Raw genomic sequence first — 18,976 nt, forward strand, 5'->3', positions numbered from 1 at the left:
CCCCGACCTCGGCCGCCCCGTCCTCGCCACCGACGAATCCTACAATTACCCAACGGATTTCAGGCGCAGAACACTAGCGGACAGCTCGGTGTCGTACCCGACCAGAATGCGGAAATGGTCGTCGTCCAAGACGAGTTCGAGATGGTCCGATTTCCACTCTATCCTGGTGACGGTTCTCCCGCGTAGAGGCTTGAACAGCCAACGATCCTCGTGCTCAACGATGGCCCGAGGTGCCTCATCGGCTCCCATAACTCCTCCAGTTCGTCGAAGAACTCTTTGACGCCGTGGTCTTCGAACCCGCGCCCGCAGCCTTTCGCGACCGCGGTAGGCAGGGAGACTGTGTATAAGCCGACTTGGCTGGTGTCCGGCTGCGGGTGGGGGCGGGTCGGATTTGTTCGCGATTCCCCAGTTGTAGCCGTGGGCAATAGAATACGGTGTCGTAGTTGGTGAGAGCGTCGGCGAGGCTCGCGGACACTTGCAGTGTGTGGTGGGCGGCTTTGTCGTAGGACTCGCCCCATTCCTTGCAGCCTGTCGCATCGCCGGTCATGCCGATACAGTCGTTGCGAATCGCGTCGTGTACGGGTTTGTCTGCTTTGCGACCGGCCGTCCATCGTGACAGTGCATGAGCGAAGTCGGGAAATGGTCAGGTCACCGCCGAGTCGCTCATGGGGACGTCGGGGCGTGGAACGATGATCGAGTCCGCTGTCAGGACGGAACCACGTGCTGCGGTTGAGGTGATGCGTCTCCTGTCGACAGGCTCAGCTGAGGCCGAGAGCCGTGGACGTTCAGAGACACCCCCGCATCAGACGCAGTGCGGCGCAGGTGCATCGTTGAAACGGTCGATCATCCACGCGGCGGCTGTCGGCACGTTGGCGAACTCGGGAATCCCATGGCCGACAGCGGTTCCCGGGACGAGTGGTGGCAGCTCGATGGTATCGAGGGTGACCGGAACCCCGCGCGAGCACCAGGTTTGCGCGAGGTCGTGCACGCGACTGTAGGGGACCGCGTCGTCATTGACGTTGGCGGCGAGCAGGACCGGTGAGCCGGGGGTGAGGTTTCCGACCGCCTGTTCTTCGACGATGCGTCGCCCGACCGGGTCGCCGACGACCGCCGCGCCCAGCGATTCGCCGGTGGTGGTCCATTGCGAGGTGTGCTGGAACGAGTAGCTCAGCAAGGTTTCCGCGACGCACTGGTTGGCCGTGTTGCGCATCATGGCCCGGCCCTGATCGTTGAGGACACGGTCGAGCACGGGTTGGATTTCCGGGTTGGTGCGCACGGCGCCGTTGAGGAAATAGCCGACGGCTCCGATCAGGGTGCTTCCTTCGGCTCGGGCCAGGGTGTCGTCCAGCTTGACCGGCGGGGCGCCGGCGTAGGTGCCCTTCATGTTCAGCTCCGGCGCGTAGGTCGGCTGGAGCTCCGCGGCGGCCGCGGCGGCGTGACCTCCTTGGGAATAGCCCCAGAACCCAACCGGCCCTTGCGAACTCAATGAGGTTCCCGGCAGGCGCTGCGCCGCACGTGCCGCGTCGATTACCGCACGTGCCGAGGCGGTGCGGTTACCGTAGGGGTGGGGTCCCGGCGTTCCGAGGCCGACGTAATCGGTGAAGACGACCGCGATCCCTTGTGCCAGTAGATAATCGACGGCCAGCTGTTCGTAGGCGATCGACATGTCGAACGGCGGGCGGTAGTTCAGCACGGACTGCATCGCGATCGACGGCGCGCACTGGCGCCCCTCGCCGATCGTTCCCGAAGCCAGCGACACCAAAGGCCGCGGCCCCGTGCCCGGCCACCGAGTGCTGGGCTCGAAATATGTGCCGGTCACAGCGATCGCACGACCGGCGTCATCGACGCTGCGATACATGATGCGCCGCGCCGAGCCGGGGAAAGTGCCCGTCGGCGAGGCGGCCGACAGAACCGGGGTGAAGGGCTGTTCGCGAATCACATCGCCTGCTGCTACGCCGGGCAAGACCGCGGGCGGATCGTAGAACGACCCCCACGAACCGGACGGCGCCGGCACATCGGCGGGGCTTGCCGAGCCGTGCGGCGTGCCGACCCCGGTGAACAACATCCCAAGCACCGTCACAAGCGCTGCCGAACAGGTCCGGACACTGCGTCCCATTGCGTATTGCTCCATCCCGTCGACCCCCACCACAGCTCCTCGGTAGTGACACAAGACACACAGGGCGGCTGCGTGAAGTAATTACAGACACTCAGTGTCCGAAAGTCAAGGATTCGGAACCGCAATCGTCCGGCACAATCGAGATCGTGAGTTCCCCGAGGCGACCGCAGGACACCGCGCCCGCACGTGGCCGTCCGCGAGACCCGGGCATCGAGGCTCGGGTGTTCGCCGCAGTGCAGACCGTCTATTGGGAAACCGGCTGGTCAGGCTTCACCATCGACGCAGTCGCCAAGACAGCCGGAGTCGGCCGCGCGGCGATCTACCGCCGGTGGCCGACCAAGATCCAACTGCTCATCGCAGCACTCGAGAAGCTCTCGCCGCTGCACGACCCGATCGATACAGGCACGACACGGGGCGATCTGAAAGAGCTGACACACCAATTACTTACCGGCTATCAATCTCAAGCTGGGTTGATCGCTCTGCGAGTCGCACTCGACGCCCGGGTGTTTCCCGAGCTTCTCGAACCGCTCACCCGGACCATCAGCGCCAGCCGATTCGCGACGACCCGAGACATAGTGCGGCGCGCCATCGACCGCGGCGACTTGCCCGCCGCCACCAACATCACCACGTTGCTGGAGATGTTGACCGGAGCCGCGTTGAGTCACGTCTTGTTCTCGCACAAGGTGATTGGACCGCCGGGACCCGACGCCGCATATATCGAGCGCCTGGTGAATATGGTCATGACGGGGGCTACAGCGGAAAGAGAGTGACACTGTATGTCGTTCCATCCAGCAAGCACGGTCTCCCGAGTGGGTGGCGGAGTCACGTCACCGCGTCTATTTCTATACCCCGAGAGATCTTCTGCAGCACTCCGCAGCATTGGGGGTGGGAACAGCGAGAGGTCGCTAGCCGATGTCGAACGTGTCCAACGCGATGACGTGACGGCGACTACCACCCGTGTGCGTCGTGCGCGGTCGGTCAATGTGATCGTCGACAACCATTTGATCGCGCCTGGCGAGCTGCTCGTCATAGATCTGGAGGGCGTCATCAACGCAGCGGTGGTGAAACAGGTCGAGGAGTGGGTCGCAGAGAAGCCGGAACGTGGCAGGGCGCGATGGCAGGCGGACCGCCATCGGCCGCTGGTCTGGTGCGCAGAGCCCGACGATGCCGGGTCCTGGACACCGACGGGTTTGGCGCAGCACATCATCTGCGCGGCCACCGGAGATCCTGAGCGAAAAGCGCTTTCGGGCCCAGATGTATGGGTCCACAACGGCTATAGCCTCTACGGGATCGCATCGGACTTTCTCGACGCCGACGAAGCAACATCGGACGATACCGACGACGAATAGTCCGACCCCGGCGCTACCCGCTACCCAGCAGGGCCGACGCCCGCCCGCTCCACGTCACCACCAGCTCATCCCGTGCCCGGCTCGCCGCCACGTACAGCAGCGACCGCTCCCGCAGTTCTGCCTCGGCTCGTTCCTCTTCGGGAACCGATCGCAGCGCGGCCTGCAACGGGACATGGGCGTCGTCCACGCCGGCCAGGATGACGCGGGAGAATTCCATACCTTTGGCGCGGTGCATGGTGAGGACTTGGACATGTCCGGGGGTGGCGGGGTTGTCGTCCAGGGCTCGGGCGTCGATGTCGCGTTCGCTGAGCGCGCGCACGAATTGTGTGCGGCTGTTCTTGTCGCGGGTCAGGACGGCGATGGTTTCGGGTGGGACGCCGCTGTCGCGCCAGCCGCGAACGATGCCGGCTACGGCGTCGAGTTCTTCGGACGCCGAAACGCAATGTATCCGTTGCGGATTCGGTCCGAGCCGTGCCGACCGGTAGCCCTCGGTGGAGTCGTCCCCGCTTTCGAGGTCGTGGTAGTCGGCGCCGGAGAGGATGCTCATGGCGAAGTGCAGGTTCTGCCGGGTGGTGCGGTAGTTCAGGGTGAGCCTGCGGGAACGCCCCACGATCTTGATTCCCAGCCTGCCCAGGACGACGGGTTGACCGTAGATGCGCTGGTGTGAGTCCTCGGCGATGAACAGATCGTTGGGTCCTTCGGCCACCAGGGCGCGCAACATCGCCCAGTGGGTGGCGTGCAGGTCTTGTGCCTCGTCGACGAGCACATGGTCGGCCAGGGGCGGCTGGCCCGCATCCTGTTGCCTGGCAAGCTGTTCCGCGGCGATAGCTTGGATTTCGGGGAAGGTCAGGCGGCCGTCGGCACGGTTGTGGCGCCGATAGGCTTCGACCAGTTTCCACACCGCGATTCGCTGGGCGCGGCTGAGCCGCACACCTCTGCCCGCGCGGCTGACACGCACGTACTCCTCGAGCCGAGTGACCTTGTTGGCCAGAATCACCGACACATATTCGTGGTCGAGGAAGGCCGCGGTGGCGAGCCTGTGGTCGAGGCCGTGGTCGCCGGAATCGGTGACCGCGGACCAGATCTGCTCGAAGGGATCCGGGCGGCGCGTGGTGACCTCGACCGCGGTACCGAACACCGCGGTGGTGGCCGCGGTCAGGTCACCGGCACGGGCGAGGACGTCGCTGGCGACCTTGTCGACGCTCGCCACATAGATGCCCGGATCGCCGAGGCGAGCGGCGATCGGGATGTGCGGATCCAGTATTCGCAGATTGACCTCCAGCTCCTTGGCCAGGGTCCTGTTGTAGGTGGTCAGCACGATGCGCGCTTGCCGGTTGGAGCGGGCCAGATTGCGGGCCCGGTGGATGGCGACGACGGTCTTACCGGTTCCGGCACCGCCGGAGAGCCGGAACGGTCCGTTGAAGCTCTTCTCGGCATACGCACGCTGTTCCGGATGCAGGAACGTCCGCCACGCCGCGAAGTCGCCGCCTTCGATGACGCGGCGCAACTCCTCGCTGTCGTCCACGTAAACGAACTGCATTTTGGAGGCGGGATGCTCGAGGGCGGCGACGATCTGGCTGTCGTCGTCGAGGGTCTCGTCCACCGGATGTTCGGTGAAGGAGTACTTCTCGCGAATTTCGTCGATTCCGGTGCCGCAGGCCAGATCGAGCAGTGCGTCACCCTGCCAGCCGTCGATTTCGGCGGCGAGATCGTTGATCGCGAAATCGTCGGGCGCGTGGAGGGCTCGGGCGGCGAGATCCGGGTCCAGGCCGAGCCGGTCGGTCAGATCGGTGAGAGTGAATCCCACGGCCGCGAGATAGGGGAGCGCGGCCGACGGTGTGCGCTCGGCGACGCTCGGCGCCTTCTCCTCGCCGGATTCATCGCGAATCTTGCCGATGACTCCCTCGACAATGCCGTTGATCTTGTTGATCCGCAGCGTGGACTGCTCGGCTACGGCATTGGCGACATCGTGTTTCCAGGTCCCCATGTAGACGTAGGTGGTCCCGCCGTTTTCCGGATCGAGACGGAACAGGACGGCGCGATGATTCAGGTCGACCCGGCCGGTGCGAACCCGCGAGTCGACGGCCCCCTTGATCGGCTCGATGTGCAAACCCGGTGCGGTGTCGTCGGTTTGAAGCTTCTCGAGGAAGTCGAAGGCTTTGCGCCGTACCGAACCGTCGAGTTTGCCCATGGCCTTGGTGTTGGTCGCGATGACGATATTTGCCACTACCTCGCCCCGTTCGTATTCAAGATTTCCACGATCCGCTCGGCGTCGGGCGGACAGATCGTCCACCCGCGGTCGGCCATCAGTCGCGCGGCTTCCGATTCGGTATCGAACAGCACTGCTACCCGGGCCTGAGGCCAGGCGAAGTCGAGAACCTCGCCCTCCTCCGATTCACCGCCAACTTCCGGAACGGGAACCTCGGCCGCGGCGAGGGCGCGCACGAGCTCTTTCTCAGCGGTCGAAAAGCTCTGGCTGTAAGCAGCTTGCCATGCGGAATCGAGCTGAACCTCGCGCACGGCGGGCGTCGGTTCGGGGCCGCCGCGCTGGGTTGCGAGCAGACTGTAGGCGGTGATCATGTGGTTGTCGCACAGGCCGAACCAGTTCGACAGCCGCACCCAGTCCTTCCATGCCTGGCCGTTCGAGATGCCGAGTTTGTCGTCACGGTCATCGAGCGCCAGCACGGCGTGGATTGGACCGCTGGCGGACCGCATGGCAGCGGTAATCACCAGGGGGCCATCGGTGTACGACCAGCACATGTACTCGCCGTCGGGGATGGTCGGCGGCTTTCCGTCGAGGAGATCGAGCGCCCACGGAACGACGGCGGTGAGCTCACCCTTGGCTCGGTCCTTACCGATGAACATCATCGGCAGCCACTGTCCGACGGCGGCCCATGCCTCCCGGGCGGGATCGAGCATGAACTCCAGCAGCTGGGTGATGGGGTCCGCGGTGAGAAGTTTGAGCAATGCGGGACGCAGAGTTCCGTTTTTCATTATCGTTTCGGCACGTTTCGCGGAATGCCAAGACGGTGTGAGGGCGGTGTTGGCGATGAAGTGCTCGAGGTCCTCGTGGCCGAACGACCAGACCATCGTATTTCCCGACCGCAGAATCTCCCGTTTGCCCGCATCGTCGGCAACCCGATTCCGGTCCTCCGTCGACGCGTGAAAACTCCGGCCATCGGCGAAGATGGCGATCTCCGGCACCTCCGGATCACGGGTGAGCAGTCGGAAATCCGGTCTGCTGCTACCCATCTGCACCTGAGGCGTGAGCGTCCAGGTGCGGATCTTCGTGCCCGGCATGACGATGGTGGCCGACGCCGCGTAGGTTCCGGGATGCTCGGTGATCGTCGCGCCGACGGTCCGCAGCCGCTTGATGAACTCGGCGTAGAACCGTCGTTCCAGCGGCGATTCCGCGCTCCCGACTCGCCTCTTCGGCTGCTCCCTGGTGAGTGCCGCCTCCCAGCTGCTCCAGTCCGGGGCCTCGTCCTTGCCCGCGCCGAGCAGTTCGTCCAGCACGCGGGCCGCGGTCTGGCGCGAGACCTTGTCGAGTTCATGTGGCGGTGCGAACGGCAGCAGGCATTTGTGACAGGCCTGGCGCTGCTCGGTCGCACAGTCGCAGGTGTGCAACACTTTTCGGGCGGCGGCCAGCACCGCCCACACCTTCGCGGGATCGGCGAATTCGGCCAGATAGCCGGTACCGCCGGGCACGGTGTCGTGGATCAGCAGGGCCCGCTGGTTCGGGGCGTGCAGGGCGTCGGCAATGGTCAGCACGTCGAGATGTTCGGGTGACCCGCCGATCACCTGTCGCAGTCCGAGCAATACCGCGGCACTGAGACTCGGATAGGTGAAGATGTCGAACTGCAGCCAGTTCGGCACATGGAGCAGCACAGCCTGAGTGCGCAGGGTGCGGGCCAGCGCGATCTCCCGCACATGTTTCTCATCGGTCGCATTGCGGTATCTGCACCAGGCGCGGTGTTCGTGGGCCTGGTTGGCGCCGGCGACCCGGTCGAGCTGACCACAGCCCGAACATACCCGGAACAAACCGCTCGCGGTTTCCTCTCCGGCGATGAACCGCTTGGCGCCCTGCGAGTTGCGCCGGCCCACATTGAGCCAGCGAATATCGTTGTGCTGCAGGTATTCCGCACCGAAATCGCGGTCGGTGACGAACCACCGATCGACAACCTCGTCCGGATTGATATCGGCGGCCGCGACCACCTTGAACTGCTCGCGCCGGCGGTCGTCGCGGGCGTCGGTGATGGCAGCCTCGTCGCGCCGCACCTCCGCGGACACCCGTGCCATTTCGACAACCCGCAGTTGCTGGCTGACGTCGGCGACGGCGGAGGTGTGGCAGCGCGGGCACTGCACCGGCGGCGGCGTATCGACCGCGGCCTGGGTGATGCGCACCCATCCGCAGTCGGGACAGATGCGCCAGATGTGAATATTCGATTCGCCCGGTCCCAGATCGACCGCGTCGATCTGTACCGCCAACCCTTGGGCGTAAAAGGTTGCACCGGGCGCCAATTCGGTGAGTGCCACGCGGGCGCCGCGCTGATAACTTTCTGGTTTCCCGGCGTATTGATTGCTTTCCGGATCGAACCAGGTGATGCCGACATCCAGCGTCACCGAATCGTCGAGCAGGGTGTAGTTGGGCAGCACCCCGTACCGTTCGAGCACACCCACCCAGTGCTCAGTGGTGAGGTCGCTGATGTGTTTGCCGAGGATGCGCAACGTGCCTCGAGCGGTGCGCAATTCGCGGCGATCGTCGTCGGTGGCGGCGGGGGAGTTGGCGCGCTTCTCGAATTCCGGCACCGCGGCATCGACGGCCTTGCGGCGGGTCGTCAGCTCCGTCACGTCTCGGTTCCAGCGATGTACCGCCTCGCGCAGATGTGCGACCAGCTCACTGGGCTGGTCGTCGCCGGACCGAGCCGCCCAGCTGCGCAGCGCATCTCGTGCGCGTTCGTCCAGGAGCCCATCGAACTGTGCGAGGAACTCGTCGAGCAACAGTTCGGATTGTTCGTCCGCGAGGGCGAGAAGTGTTGCCATCCAACTGCCCTGGTCGAAAGTGCCGAGGACCGCGCGGGCCTGGATCGGATCCTGGGCGCCGGGTTCGCGTGCCAGGCGGTCGACAATATGGGCGACGTACTGGCGCTGCAGGATCTCCTCGGCTTTCAGGAATGTGGCCGGTGGGCGCACCTCTCCCTGAATGATCGAGGTCGGATCGTAGAGTTTGGGCAGATGTTCGCCGCGTCCGCGAACGAAGGCGAGCACCAGAGAGTTTCCGGTCGAACGGCCGGCGCGACCGACCCGCTGCAGATAGGAAGACACAGTGCGCGGCATCGATCCAAGCATCACTGTCGACAGATCGCCGATATCGATACCCATTTCGAGTGTCGGCGTCGCTACGAGCACATTGGGTGCCGTGGGGTCGAGATCTGAGCGTTTGAACTTCGTCTCGTAGTCCAGCCGAACTTCGGTCGGCAGCAGCGAGGTGTGTTCCCGGGCGACGACCCGCTTCATCTCCGATTCGTCGTAGAGTTTGCGGTAGAAGTTGGTGGTGCGCTCGGTGCGGTGCAGCGTGCCGGGGCAGCGATCCGACATACACGGCGCATCGTCGAGTTGCGTTGTCACCGTGTCGGTCCCGGGAACGGGAGTCTGGCACACATCGCAGGTGAGCAGATTGCGCCCGGCCTCCAGATCGGCCAGCTCGGTGGCACCGACCAGCACTGCCACGTCTCGCAACTGATAGACGGTGAGTTTCTTCTCGGTGGTGCTGGTGGACAGGATGCGTTGCTCGGCGAGCACCGCGAACAGCGACCGGGCCAGGAATCCACCTTCGAATGCGGAGACGCCCAGACACTTTGTCGCCCAGCGCGCATACCAGGCGGCGGGGGCGGTGATGGCGTCGAACCCCTCGGGGATGGTGCGGCCGCCAACAGCGGGGAACGCGGGAGCGGGTCGTCCCTTCGGAAAGGCCGGCATGCCTTCGTCTTTGCGTCGTCCACCCCACACCCAGCGCCGGTTGGCATCTTTGGTGATGTACTTGTCGAGCCACGGATGAGCGATGGCGCCCTGGGTCCGCATTCGCTCGACGGTGCCGCGCACCCACCGGATCACCGCCGCAGGATCGGGCTCGTCGAAGGTCAACTGGTGTTCGGAACCGCGCACCGCGGCGGTGCCCATGTCCACGATTCGGTGCTGCGAGCCCAGATCCACCTCGGCGACCACACTTCCGGTGAGCTCCAGGGTGCGGCCGAGTCGCGACTGCAGGCCGAATTCCAGGTCGATATCGAATTGCACACGGCGACTGACGATTCGGCGCGCCTTGGCGCGTGCGGCCGGATTCGTCGCAGGATCCCAGTACGCCCGGAACTCGTCGCGTTCGACGATATCCGGTGCGAGGAGACTGTAGCGGCGGGCCGGATCCTCTCCGGCGCGTTCGATCACCGCCTCGCACAGATCGGGCAGTGGCACAAGCTGGGAATCCGCGGCGACGCTGCCGAGCGCGCTGCGCAGGGTGGAGCGCAGACTCAGGGTGTGGGAGCGGGCTTGGACGAATCCGGCGCGATGCGCTGCGTCCTGCACGCTGTCGGTGAACATCAACGCCTTCTTCTCGGCGTCGTCGAGCTCGGCATCACCGAACATATTCGACAAGGCGACCGACAGCTGCGTGGCCACCGCACTGCCGAGGAATCGGATGCCGTCGGGTGTGCGGCAGGCTGGGCACAGATCCTTCTGCGAGTTGTCATCGGCGTCGAGTCCGGTGAGTACCAAAACCGGCAGGATGCGTCCCTCGAGCACCTCCGCGCTCTCGGGATCCGGTGTCTCGTCGACGATTTCGCGTTCGCTGATCCGCAACCACCGGAGCCCGTCGATGTCCTTGCCGAGCTGTGCCTCCACCGGCGCCGATATCAGCGTCCGGAACCGCGGTCCGCCGCCGGCGTGGTAGCCGCGGATGGACTCGTCGGTGACATCCAGGGTGTTACCGGTCGGCCCGAGCCGCACACCCCATCCGGAACGCCCGCAGTGCCGGCAGAACACCGCCGGGAAGAAGTTCTTTCCGGCATCCTCCACCGAACCGTCGTCGGCCCAATGGAATTCGGCATTGGTGGCGAGATTCCGGTCGATGCGCGACAGCTCGCGAACCCAGAGGTGCACATCGACATTCAGTGCAGAGCCGCCGATACGGGCGCGCAGGTCCGACAGCGCGGCGAAGACATATTCGAGGTAGCGTTGCCGCCGCGCGGCGTCGCGTGCCTGACCGGCGCTGCTGGCGGTGGTTTCGAGTACCCGCTCGGCCAGCTCGGGCAGCGATATCGCCTTTTCGCTCGCACGCAGCACGTTGTGGAAAACCCGGTGGGTCTTCAGCAGGTCGAGCAGTTCGCCGGCGTTCAGTTTGCGCAGGTCGGCCGCGCGTTCCGCGAGACCTCCTTCGCTGTCGGCGCGCTCGAGCAAGGTCGCGAGGATAACTGCCGTGGCCCCCGCGTTGTTCAACGAGCGGTCGACTTGCTTCGCCAACTCGCGCATGGAGTCTTCGTCGAGCGCGGGATGGCTGATCGCTCGGTACGACCTGTCCAGGTCCGGATTACGTTGTGCGAGCCACTGTTCCGGCGTGAGCCGGGTCTCGCCCACTACGGCATCCGCGGTGAAGGCCTCCCCGAAAACGGTGTGGGCGAAGTCGAGCATCGCCGTCGGCGCCTTCTCCGACCCCAGCGTCGCCGATGTCGCCACGGGTGTGATCAGTCCCAGCGGCCGCGCCCGATCCTCTGCGCTGACGTCGGCGTCGTCGGACCAATACGATTTGAGGGTCAACCCCAGCCGGCGCAGCAGCATAGCGACGTCGGTGCCCTGCGCACCGTCGTAGGTGTGGAATTCGTCGAGCACCACATATTGCAGCGAATGCGCCGACTGCCGCCACATCGGCGCGCGGTCCGGCCGCAACAGCATGTGGTCGAGCATTTTGTAGTTGGTGAGAAGAATATCCGGCGGCGAATCGTGCATGAGCCGGCGATCGGTGATCAGCCCGTCGGCCGACACCAGCGTCCGTCCACTGGACGCGCCCTCACCGGTATAGAGGCCCGCGGTGACGCCCGCCAGCTCCGGATTGTTGACGATCAGCCTCGCCAGCCGCTGTTCCTGGTCGTTGGCCAGCGCATTCATCGGATAGATGATGAGCGCCTTCATCCCTGCCACGCCGGCCTTCTTGGCGCGCAGCACATGATCCAGAATCGGAATCAGGAACGATTCGGTCTTACCCGATCCGGTACCGGTGGTGACCAGGGTCGGCTGCGGTCGCGCCTGGAATTTCGTCGACAACCGCTCGAAAGCCTTCGCCTGATGCCCATACGGCACGAACCCCGGCGGCAACCAGTCCAGATGCATCCCCCAGTTGCCGGTCGCCGGCGCGAACGGCAGTCGCAGCCGCACATACGGCCCTTTGAACATCCCGTCGCGTGGATGCTCGATGAAGTCGACCAGAGCACCTTTGGTGTCGGCATCGGTCAGAGCGAACGTTGTGGCCAGGTAGTCGGTCAACCCCTCCCGCAGCCGATTGGCCTGCAGCGTGGGCAGCAACGCCCCCATGATCGACTCCCCTCCGCTGTTCGGTCGCTATGCACGTTTGCTGTGACTCGGATGCACCGGTACCGGTGTCGCGAATACCTGGCTGGTCAATCATATTGGCCGGGTACAGGCGGCTTGTGTGGTCCGGGAGGATCCGGGGCGCGGGGAAGACATCGATGAAGCCATCAACGTCGTTACGTTTGCGCACGACCGTGCGGGTCGGCCAGCGCAGCGGATCGAATCAGGTGATGACGGTCCCTAACCTTTGCGCTTACGGGCCTGCTTGCGCAGATTGTCAAGCAATCGGCCGTCCGCGGTGCGCCAACACATCCAACCGTTGCTGTTGTAGCCTGCCGCGGCCACTGCGGCATACGACGGCGATCCATACCGGATGTTCTGGAACCGTATCCCGCCGTCTGGTTCCACGAAAGCGATGTGTCGCCGATGTTTGCGGGGCTGTTCGAAAATCAGTTTCTGGCCTGGGTGAAGCAGGCCGAGGTCGAGCAGCAGCAGGATGTCCTCGTCGTAGTGTGCCTTCCCGGTACTCCGGGACGAGACGACCGGCATTCGTTTGGCAGTAGGCATGTTCGTCGTCGGTCTCGGTCGGCTCGGTGTTGGCGTGGCAGCCACTGAAGTCGAGGCCGTCTCAGCCGCTGAAGTCGAGGCTACGGGTGCCGGCGACTCGGCTGGAATCGACGCCGGGGTGGTCGGAATGGATGTACCGAAGACGGTCACCCCGCACAGCGCCAGAAACGTCAGTGTCTCGCGCGAGAAGACGTCTGCTTCGGCGCGAACGGCCGCGGAAATTTCCTTGGGCGCAGTGGGATAGGCGTCGACGACATCCGCCAGCTTGGTGCGCCTCGCCGCTTCGGTCATCGACAGGGCGATTCGGCGAGCAAGAACCTTCGGAAAGTCGCCCTCTCTGCCGAGCGCGAACAGCTGGGTCCAACGCTGATCGGCGAGAAACATCGGAAGGTGGTCGATTGCTCGATTGGCATGGCCGACACGGACACGAGGCCGGTTGTCGGTGGTGGAACCGAGCAGGATGACGGTTGCGCCCTTGTTCAGCTCTTCGAGTCCCCGCGCGGTCTCGACATCGGCTCGGGGGACGGCGAGGACGTATCCATCCCATCCGGCACGTCTGAGAATTTTGACGCCGTGGGGGTCGCCCGTCAGGAGGTGGAGCTGCACGGTGCAACCATCGGACCTGTTGTGCATAAGTCCGACAATAGCGGTGGCCCGCTCGCGCTGGGTGGGTATCGTAGGCCGGATTGCCAAGGGACGGAAGGGAAACCGAGGCGGACGTCCGTTTCGGCCGACAGAAAGCCGGCCAATTCACTCCTCGATATCTGGGAGGGTATCCCACGGGTTCGAACGGATGCGTTCTGCGGCCTACTTGCTGACCGCCGGCGCATAACCCCGCTCTGCTTGAAAACGCATCCAGAATACCGACATAGCGGACAGCGGGTTCAAGATCATATCTCGTCCGTCGAGAGGGCCCGCCAGGCTGATGGCGGAGTGCCAAGCGGTGAGGGCGTCGTAGAAGGCGTGGGGACTCCGGCACGCTGTGCTGTGGTCGACTACCTCGCTCCTACAGATGGATTTCGAATCAGTGGGCCATTACTTCCACGGCGGCGAGAGCGCTTTCTATCTCGTGCTCGTCGTAGCCGGTTCGGTACCTGCCCTCTAAAGGCCCGAGGTGCTGCCATACTATGCGGAGCGCTGTGAGCCAAATATTTACGATGTCAGGGATAGTCCTTATGATCGGCGCTTCAGGATCGCTTTGCTCCGCGGCCCGCCGTTTCGCATTCAGCTCCGCTGCTGTGTGGTTGTCGATCTCTCGAATCGTCAACTGTACTTGTTTCGGTTCTTCCAACTCGCGAGAAACCGAATACAGGAGATTTTTGAGGAAATGCTTTGTATCAGCGGTCCATCCGATGTCTTGAAGCTCGTCCTGTGCGATGTTCGAAAGTTCGTACGTCAGCTGCCGCGTAACGCTGAAGTCCGTCGCACTCAGAGGGAACGTCCGCTCGGCTTTTTGGTGCCTGATATGTCCTCCGGCGCGGGTGTTGATTATCGGCCCACCTTGGTCAGTCGCCACTGAACCACAGGTAACCTTGCTGCCGGATCGCCGATTCCGATGCTCGCCGCAGGACGGAGAAAAGTTCTCGCTCCGAGTCACTCCGCGGATTCGCGGAATCCAGCTCCTCCAGAAAGAATTTCAACTGGTATGAATTGAACATGGTGTCGGCGTATTTATGAATCCCGCGCATCATCGGACCCGTGGGTGAATCCAAGACTATATCCGACAGCGTGTCGGCGGCAGCGCCGGAGAACGACTCCACCTCATTGTGGTTCATATTCTGCACGCTAATCGTTATCCCCAACTCATCCTCCTTATTCAGGGAACATGTTTACGACGGTACCCCACCTGTCCGTGATCACCTTGTACTTGTTCGTCGGTTGGCCGCCGTTGTTCTGTGACTTGTTTCCGACCGGATGCCCGGCATCGACCTCACGTTCGTAGTTGCCGTAATCGTTCGGCCCGCGAGCTGTGACGTTCTCCGCGGCCTCGGCCAGTGCGTCGAGGTCGGTACCTTCGGGGAAGGTGCTTTTGTCGGGCGTGACGTTGTTGCCGCCCTGGACATGCTTTCCCTTGACGTACGCTTCGGATTCATCGGTGAGTCCGCCGAGTGGAATGCCCGGGGCCTGTGGCAGATCTTCGTACTTGGTCGCCACGGTCATCGCGCCGTCCGCGGCGACGATGACCTTCATCGCAATGATGGTGGCGAGGTTGGTGACGGCCTTGTCCAGGTCGATGGTGGGCAGGGCGTGGAAGGCGTCGATGGTGGCGGTGGCACCGGCGGCGAGGGCCGCCAGGCCGATCACCGTCTTCATCCGGCTGGCCTGGTAGGCGGCCTGAATGGCCTCCATGGTGGTGACGACGTCGGCGTCGATGGCCGCGGTCGCGGCGACCGCGGAGGTACCAGCGCTGAACAGAGCCAGCAGGCCACCGGCGATCGCGGTGACCGCGATGGTCAGTTCGAGGGTGTTGATCTTGCTGCTGGTGTCGCTGCCGAGCGCAACCGTGGCATCGCGATAATCCGCGACGGGAGCGGCCATCTGCTGGGCGGAGGTGGCGACGGTGTCGGCGCTGGTTTTCAGGGTGGCGAAATGGTCCTGCAGCAGGCCCCGGTTGGTGGCGTCGTCCATCCCGTCGAACATCGCTGAGATCCCGGAGATGCCGGCGGCGGCACCGGTGACGGTGGGGTGCTTGGCGAATGTGTCCCAGACGGTGTGGGCCCGGTCGAGCTTGTTTTTATCGCCGTTGGGGAGCTTGCCGAAGGTGTTGAGCACCTTGGCCAGCAGCTTGTCGAAGAATTCCTTGACCGCGCCGTGATCGTCGAGGCCGGGCCCGTTGTCGGCCACCGAAGACGGGAGGGAGACCTTGTATTCGCCGACCTGGCTGACGTCGGGTTGCGGCGGGGAGGGATTGGATTTGTTGGCGACGCCATAGTTGTGGCCTATCGCGTACAGAACCGCACCGTAGTTGGTCAGCGCATTGGCCAGGCTCGCGCTGGCCTGCAGGGTCTGTCTGGCGGCGGTGTCGTAGGCCTTGCCCCAGTCCGCGCAGCCGGGGGCGTCGCCGGCCATGCCCAGGCAGTCGCCCTTGATCGCGTCGTGGACAGGCTTGTCGGCCTTACGCAGTTCGTCGGCCAGGTCGCGGCATTTCTTGGCGGCGTCGTAGTAGATCTGCCAGTCGACGATCACTGTTGCCCGCTCCGCAGCATCCGCCCGTTGAGTTCCAGTGCCGTGCTGTACGCAGTGTGGGCTTGTCTGGCAGCGTCGCTCATATCCTTGACGCCTTCGACGAGTTCTTTTGCGCCACTGACCCATTCGCGGTAGGCGTCGTCATAGGCGCGGGCGGCAACACCCTCCCAGCCGGTGCCTTGGAGGGCTGCGACACGGTGTTCGATATCGGCGAGATGGTCAGCGATGAAGCCGGCCAGACCGGACAGCCGGGACACGATCCGGTCGAGGTGTTCGAGGTCGACCGAGAACTGTGAAGCCACCGGACTACGTCCAGTTCAGCTTCGGGATATCCAGCGCCGCAGCATTGTTCGCGTCCACCGACTGGAATGTTTCGGCTGTGACTCCGAGCTTTTCCGCCATGGTGGTCAGTGCCGCGAATATCTGCCGCCCGCCGTCGTGGACCTCGGTCCAGCCCTCGGAGAATTCGTCGGCGTAGTCGCCGGTCCAGCTGCCGTTGAGCAGTTCGGCGACTTCCTCACCCGCGGAATTCAGAGCTCCGGACAGGGTGTCGGCCAAGCCGTAGATGTAGATCCCGACATCACGCACCTGTTCCGGGACAACCGAAAACCCGTGGCCAGGAGCTGGAATGTTCCCCCCGCTATCAGTCACACGGCGATGCTAAGCGATCGGCGGTCCGTCCGTCCATCATGATCGAGTGTGATGACCGACGCGTAAACACGTCGCTGATCAACCGATGAAGTCGGTCCACGCCGAGCCGCTCCGCCATCGCCAATCGGCCTGGGCGACTGGGCAGCCCCGTTGGGGTGCGACCTACGATGTGGTCAACGATCCTGCTGATCCGACGTTCGACTCGCCGGCTGCCGAGCAATACTTCTGCGTCGCTTGGGCGAGTGGCATCGGTCGAAGTTGAACGACCGGTGAGAGATCCGGCTCGACTTCGATGACTGACGTATTCGAATGTTCTTCGTGGTCCTGGGTGGACAGGTACCGGTCACTCGCGGGGAGAGGGGTCGTTCTCACCGTTCGGCTTCGGCCAGCGTAGCTGATTCGATCTAGGCTGCCGCACAGCGATGTTGACGTGCCTGTCTACAGCAAACCGGATTCCTCGAGCCCGGCACGCAGACGTTGCTGATGCTCCGGCGGCCCTTGCCGGTACGGCATTCGCAGCGCATCGGAGGAGATGACGCCGAGCATCTTCATCGCGGCCTTGGCCTGGATGGCGCCCTGCGAGACGTGCATGATCGCATCGACGGCGGGGATGAGGCGCCGGTGGATCTCGCGTGCCCGAGACAGGTCGCCGCGGTCGACGGCGGCGATCATCTCCGCGTAGTGATCGCCCGCGACGTGACCGACCACCGACACGATGCCGGTCGCGCCTTGAGCGAGGTGTGGCAGGTTGACGACGTCGTCGCCGGAGTACCAGAGCAGGTCCGTCTGCGACATAAGCCGACTGGCCTCGAAGAAATCGCCCTTGGCATCTTTGACGGCGCGCACGGCGGGAATGTCGGCCGCGCGACGAATGGTGTCGGTGCTCAGCGCCGTCCCCGTCCGGCCCGGGATGTCGTACAGCATGACGGGCACACCGCCGCCGGCCTCGGCGACGAGGCGGAAGTGTTCGAGGATGCAGTCCTGCGGCGGCTTGTTGTAGTACGGCGTGACAACGAGCAGAGCGTCCGCTCCGCAGGCGACCATTTCGCGCGCCGCGCGAGTCGAGTGCTCGGTGTCGTTGGTGCCGCAGCCAGCCATCACCTGGACCCGGTCGCCCACTGCCTCGACCACCGCCCGCACGCAGGCGTAGTCCTCCTCGTCGGTGGTGGTGGCGGACTCACCCGTGGTCCCGTTGACCAGCAATCCGTCATGGCCGTGGTCGGCGAGATATACGGCGAGGTTCTGCAGGCCGTCGTAGTCGATCGAGCCGTCGGCGTGCATGGGGGTCACCATCGCCGTGATGACTCGACCGAAGGGGGTGTCCACCATGATCGTGAGATTACAGGCGAGCACCTCACCGCCTGTCCGTGCCCACGCGCCGCGGGTCGTCGGGGTGGCTCACGGGCGCTCGCCGAGGGCATAAGCCTCAACCAGCGACCGGCCCGAGTGGTCGAGCGCGGCGTAAATTGGTAGCTAGAGGTTTGCCTTATGCAGCAGCGATGGTGGGTGTGGATTGCCGCGTTCCTGATGACCTTGGGAATGTGCACTACGTTCGCGTGCAGTAGCGGCACCGACACCGGCCCCGCCGACCGCCCCGGCACTGGCACCAGCACCCGCACCGGACCCGAGCAGGCGGCACCTGCCTCGCCCCCACCCTCCCAGGTAGGGGTGCCCGTGCTGGTCGCGAAGATAGACAACAGCCCGCAGGCACGGCCACCGGTTGGGCTCGGAGCCGCCGATGTGGTCTACGTCGAGCCGGTCGAGGGTGGTTTGAGCCGGCTGGCCGCGGTGTTCGCGACACAGAAACCCCCGGTGATCGGGCCTGTCCGGAGTGCGCGGGAAACGGATCTGACGCTGTTGGCCCAGTTCGGTAACCCGACGTTGGCATCCTCTGGTTCCGCGCCTGAGCTGATTCCCGCCCTCGATTCCTCCTCGCTCCAGAACGCCTCGGCCGATCTGCAACCCGCGGCGTACTTCCGCGATTACAGTCGCGTCGCGCCGCACAACATGTTCGTCCGCCCCGATCAGTTGCCCGAAGGCGGCGGCTGGCCGGAGGCTTCGCAACTGCACTTCGGTCCTGCGCCTGCCGGCGGCCGGCCCACGCAACATGAGGAAGCGCGGTATCCGGCTGCGGTGGTCGGCTTCGACTGGTCACCCAGCGATCACGGCTGGCTGGTGTCCATGGATGGTGCTGCCTACAGCGCTGCCGATACCGGACGGCTCACGCCAAGTACGGTCGTGCTGCAGAGTGTGCAGGTGCAGAACTCGGCCATCAGCGACGTGGCGGGCAGCGTCTCACCTCTGGCCCATACGACCGGTAGCGGTCAGGCACTCGTACTGCGTGACGGTCAAGAGTTCCCGGCCGTGTGGTCCCGGCCCTCCCCGGAGGCGGGCACAACGTATACAACCCCCACCGGGGCAGTCATACCCTTCGCTCCGGGACAGGTCTGGACAGTTCTGATTCCAGAGCAGCTCTGGTGACCTTGGCCTCGCGGTGTACCGATGTAGTCACGTTACGTGTGTTCACGAA

General features: G+C 64.4%; 13 protein-coding genes. 3 read left to right on the forward strand and 10 right to left on the reverse strand.

Translation table 11 applies throughout. From position 1 onward, the window contains the following. Window positions 1-802 precede the first annotated feature (802 nt). Window positions 803-2,065, reverse strand: a complete 1,263-nt coding sequence (locus A5780_RS21915; RefSeq protein ID WP_197521831.1) for a lipase family protein — start codon at window positions 2,063-2,065, stop codon at window positions 803-805. A gap of 272 nt (window positions 2,066-2,337) precedes the next feature. On the opposite strand from A5780_RS21915, the gene A5780_RS21920 reads away from it, so the two are divergent. Together A5780_RS21920 and A5780_RS21925 are read left to right on the forward strand one after the other, a co-directional pair. Further along, the gene (locus tag A5780_RS21920; protein ID WP_231983048.1) at window positions 2,338-2,886 is read left to right on the forward strand and encodes a TetR/AcrR family transcriptional regulator; all 549 of its coding nucleotides are present in this window, start codon (window positions 2,338-2,340) and stop codon (window positions 2,884-2,886) included. Between the two features lie 213 nt (window positions 2,887-3,099). Continuing rightward, the gene (locus A5780_RS21925; RefSeq protein WP_156769601.1) at window positions 3,100-3,465 is read left to right on the forward strand and encodes a hypothetical protein; all 366 of its coding nucleotides are present in this window, start codon (window positions 3,100-3,102) and stop codon (window positions 3,463-3,465) included. Between the two features lie 13 nt (window positions 3,466-3,478). Here A5780_RS21925 and A5780_RS21930 read toward each other — a convergent pair whose 3' ends face one another. From A5780_RS21930 to dapA, 9 genes are all read right to left on the reverse strand, one after another. Next, entirely contained in the window at window positions 3,479-5,692 is a 2,214-nt protein-coding gene (locus A5780_RS21930) for a 3'-5' exonuclease (RefSeq protein ID WP_064901744.1), read from the reverse strand. Then, entirely contained in the window at window positions 5,692-12,045 is a 6,354-nt protein-coding gene (locus tag A5780_RS21935; protein ID WP_064909451.1) for a DEAD/DEAH box helicase, read from the reverse strand. Before A5780_RS21935 ends, A5780_RS21930 begins: the two co-directional genes overlap by 1 nt. A 237-nt stretch (window positions 12,046-12,282) precedes the next feature. Beyond that, complete coding sequence (locus A5780_RS21940; protein ID WP_082976639.1) at window positions 12,283-13,242, reverse strand: DUF4357 domain-containing protein; 960 nt, start codon at window positions 13,240-13,242, stop codon at window positions 12,283-12,285. A 391-nt stretch (window positions 13,243-13,633) separates the two neighbouring features. Further along, a complete protein-coding gene (locus A5780_RS21945; RefSeq protein WP_064909453.1) occupies window positions 13,634-14,125 on the reverse strand; it encodes a hypothetical protein in 492 nt (163 codons plus the stop codon). Then, entirely contained in the window at window positions 14,115-14,384 is a 270-nt protein-coding gene (locus A5780_RS21950; protein ID WP_082976640.1) for a hypothetical protein, read from the reverse strand. Before A5780_RS21950 ends, A5780_RS21945 begins: the two co-directional genes overlap by 11 nt. A gap of 37 nt (window positions 14,385-14,421) precedes the next feature. After that, window positions 14,422-15,795: a hypothetical protein gene (locus tag A5780_RS21955; protein ID WP_064909455.1), complete on the reverse strand. Its 1,374-nt coding sequence runs from the start codon at window positions 15,793-15,795 to the stop codon at window positions 14,422-14,424. Next, on the reverse strand, window positions 15,792-16,097 hold the full coding sequence (locus A5780_RS21960) for a WXG100 family type VII secretion target (RefSeq protein WP_064909456.1): 306 nt from the start codon (window positions 16,095-16,097) through the stop codon (window positions 15,792-15,794). Before A5780_RS21960 ends, A5780_RS21955 begins: the two co-directional genes overlap by 4 nt. Window positions 16,098-16,101: 4 nt before the next feature. Then, window positions 16,102-16,446 carry a WXG100 family type VII secretion target gene (locus tag A5780_RS21965; RefSeq protein WP_064909457.1) on the reverse strand — a complete coding sequence of 115 codons (345 nt, stop codon included), beginning with the start codon at window positions 16,444-16,446 and terminating at the stop codon, window positions 16,102-16,104. 438 nt (window positions 16,447-16,884) lie between these two features. Further along, a complete protein-coding gene (dapA, locus tag A5780_RS21970) occupies window positions 16,885-17,775 on the reverse strand; it encodes a 4-hydroxy-tetrahydrodipicolinate synthase (RefSeq protein WP_064909514.1) in 891 nt (296 codons plus the stop codon). Window positions 17,776-17,934: 159 nt separating this feature from the next. On the opposite strand from dapA, the gene A5780_RS21975 reads away from it, so the two are divergent. After that, window positions 17,935-18,927: a DUF3048 domain-containing protein gene (locus A5780_RS21975; protein WP_064909458.1), complete on the forward strand. Its 993-nt coding sequence runs from the start codon at window positions 17,935-17,937 to the stop codon at window positions 18,925-18,927. Window positions 18,928-18,976 lie beyond the last annotated feature (49 nt).

Source organism: Nocardia sp. 852002-20019_SCH5090214 (genome assembly GCF_001665865.1).
In the GTDB taxonomy this organism is placed as follows: Bacteria; Actinomycetota; Actinomycetes; order Mycobacteriales; family Mycobacteriaceae; genus Nocardia; species Nocardia nova.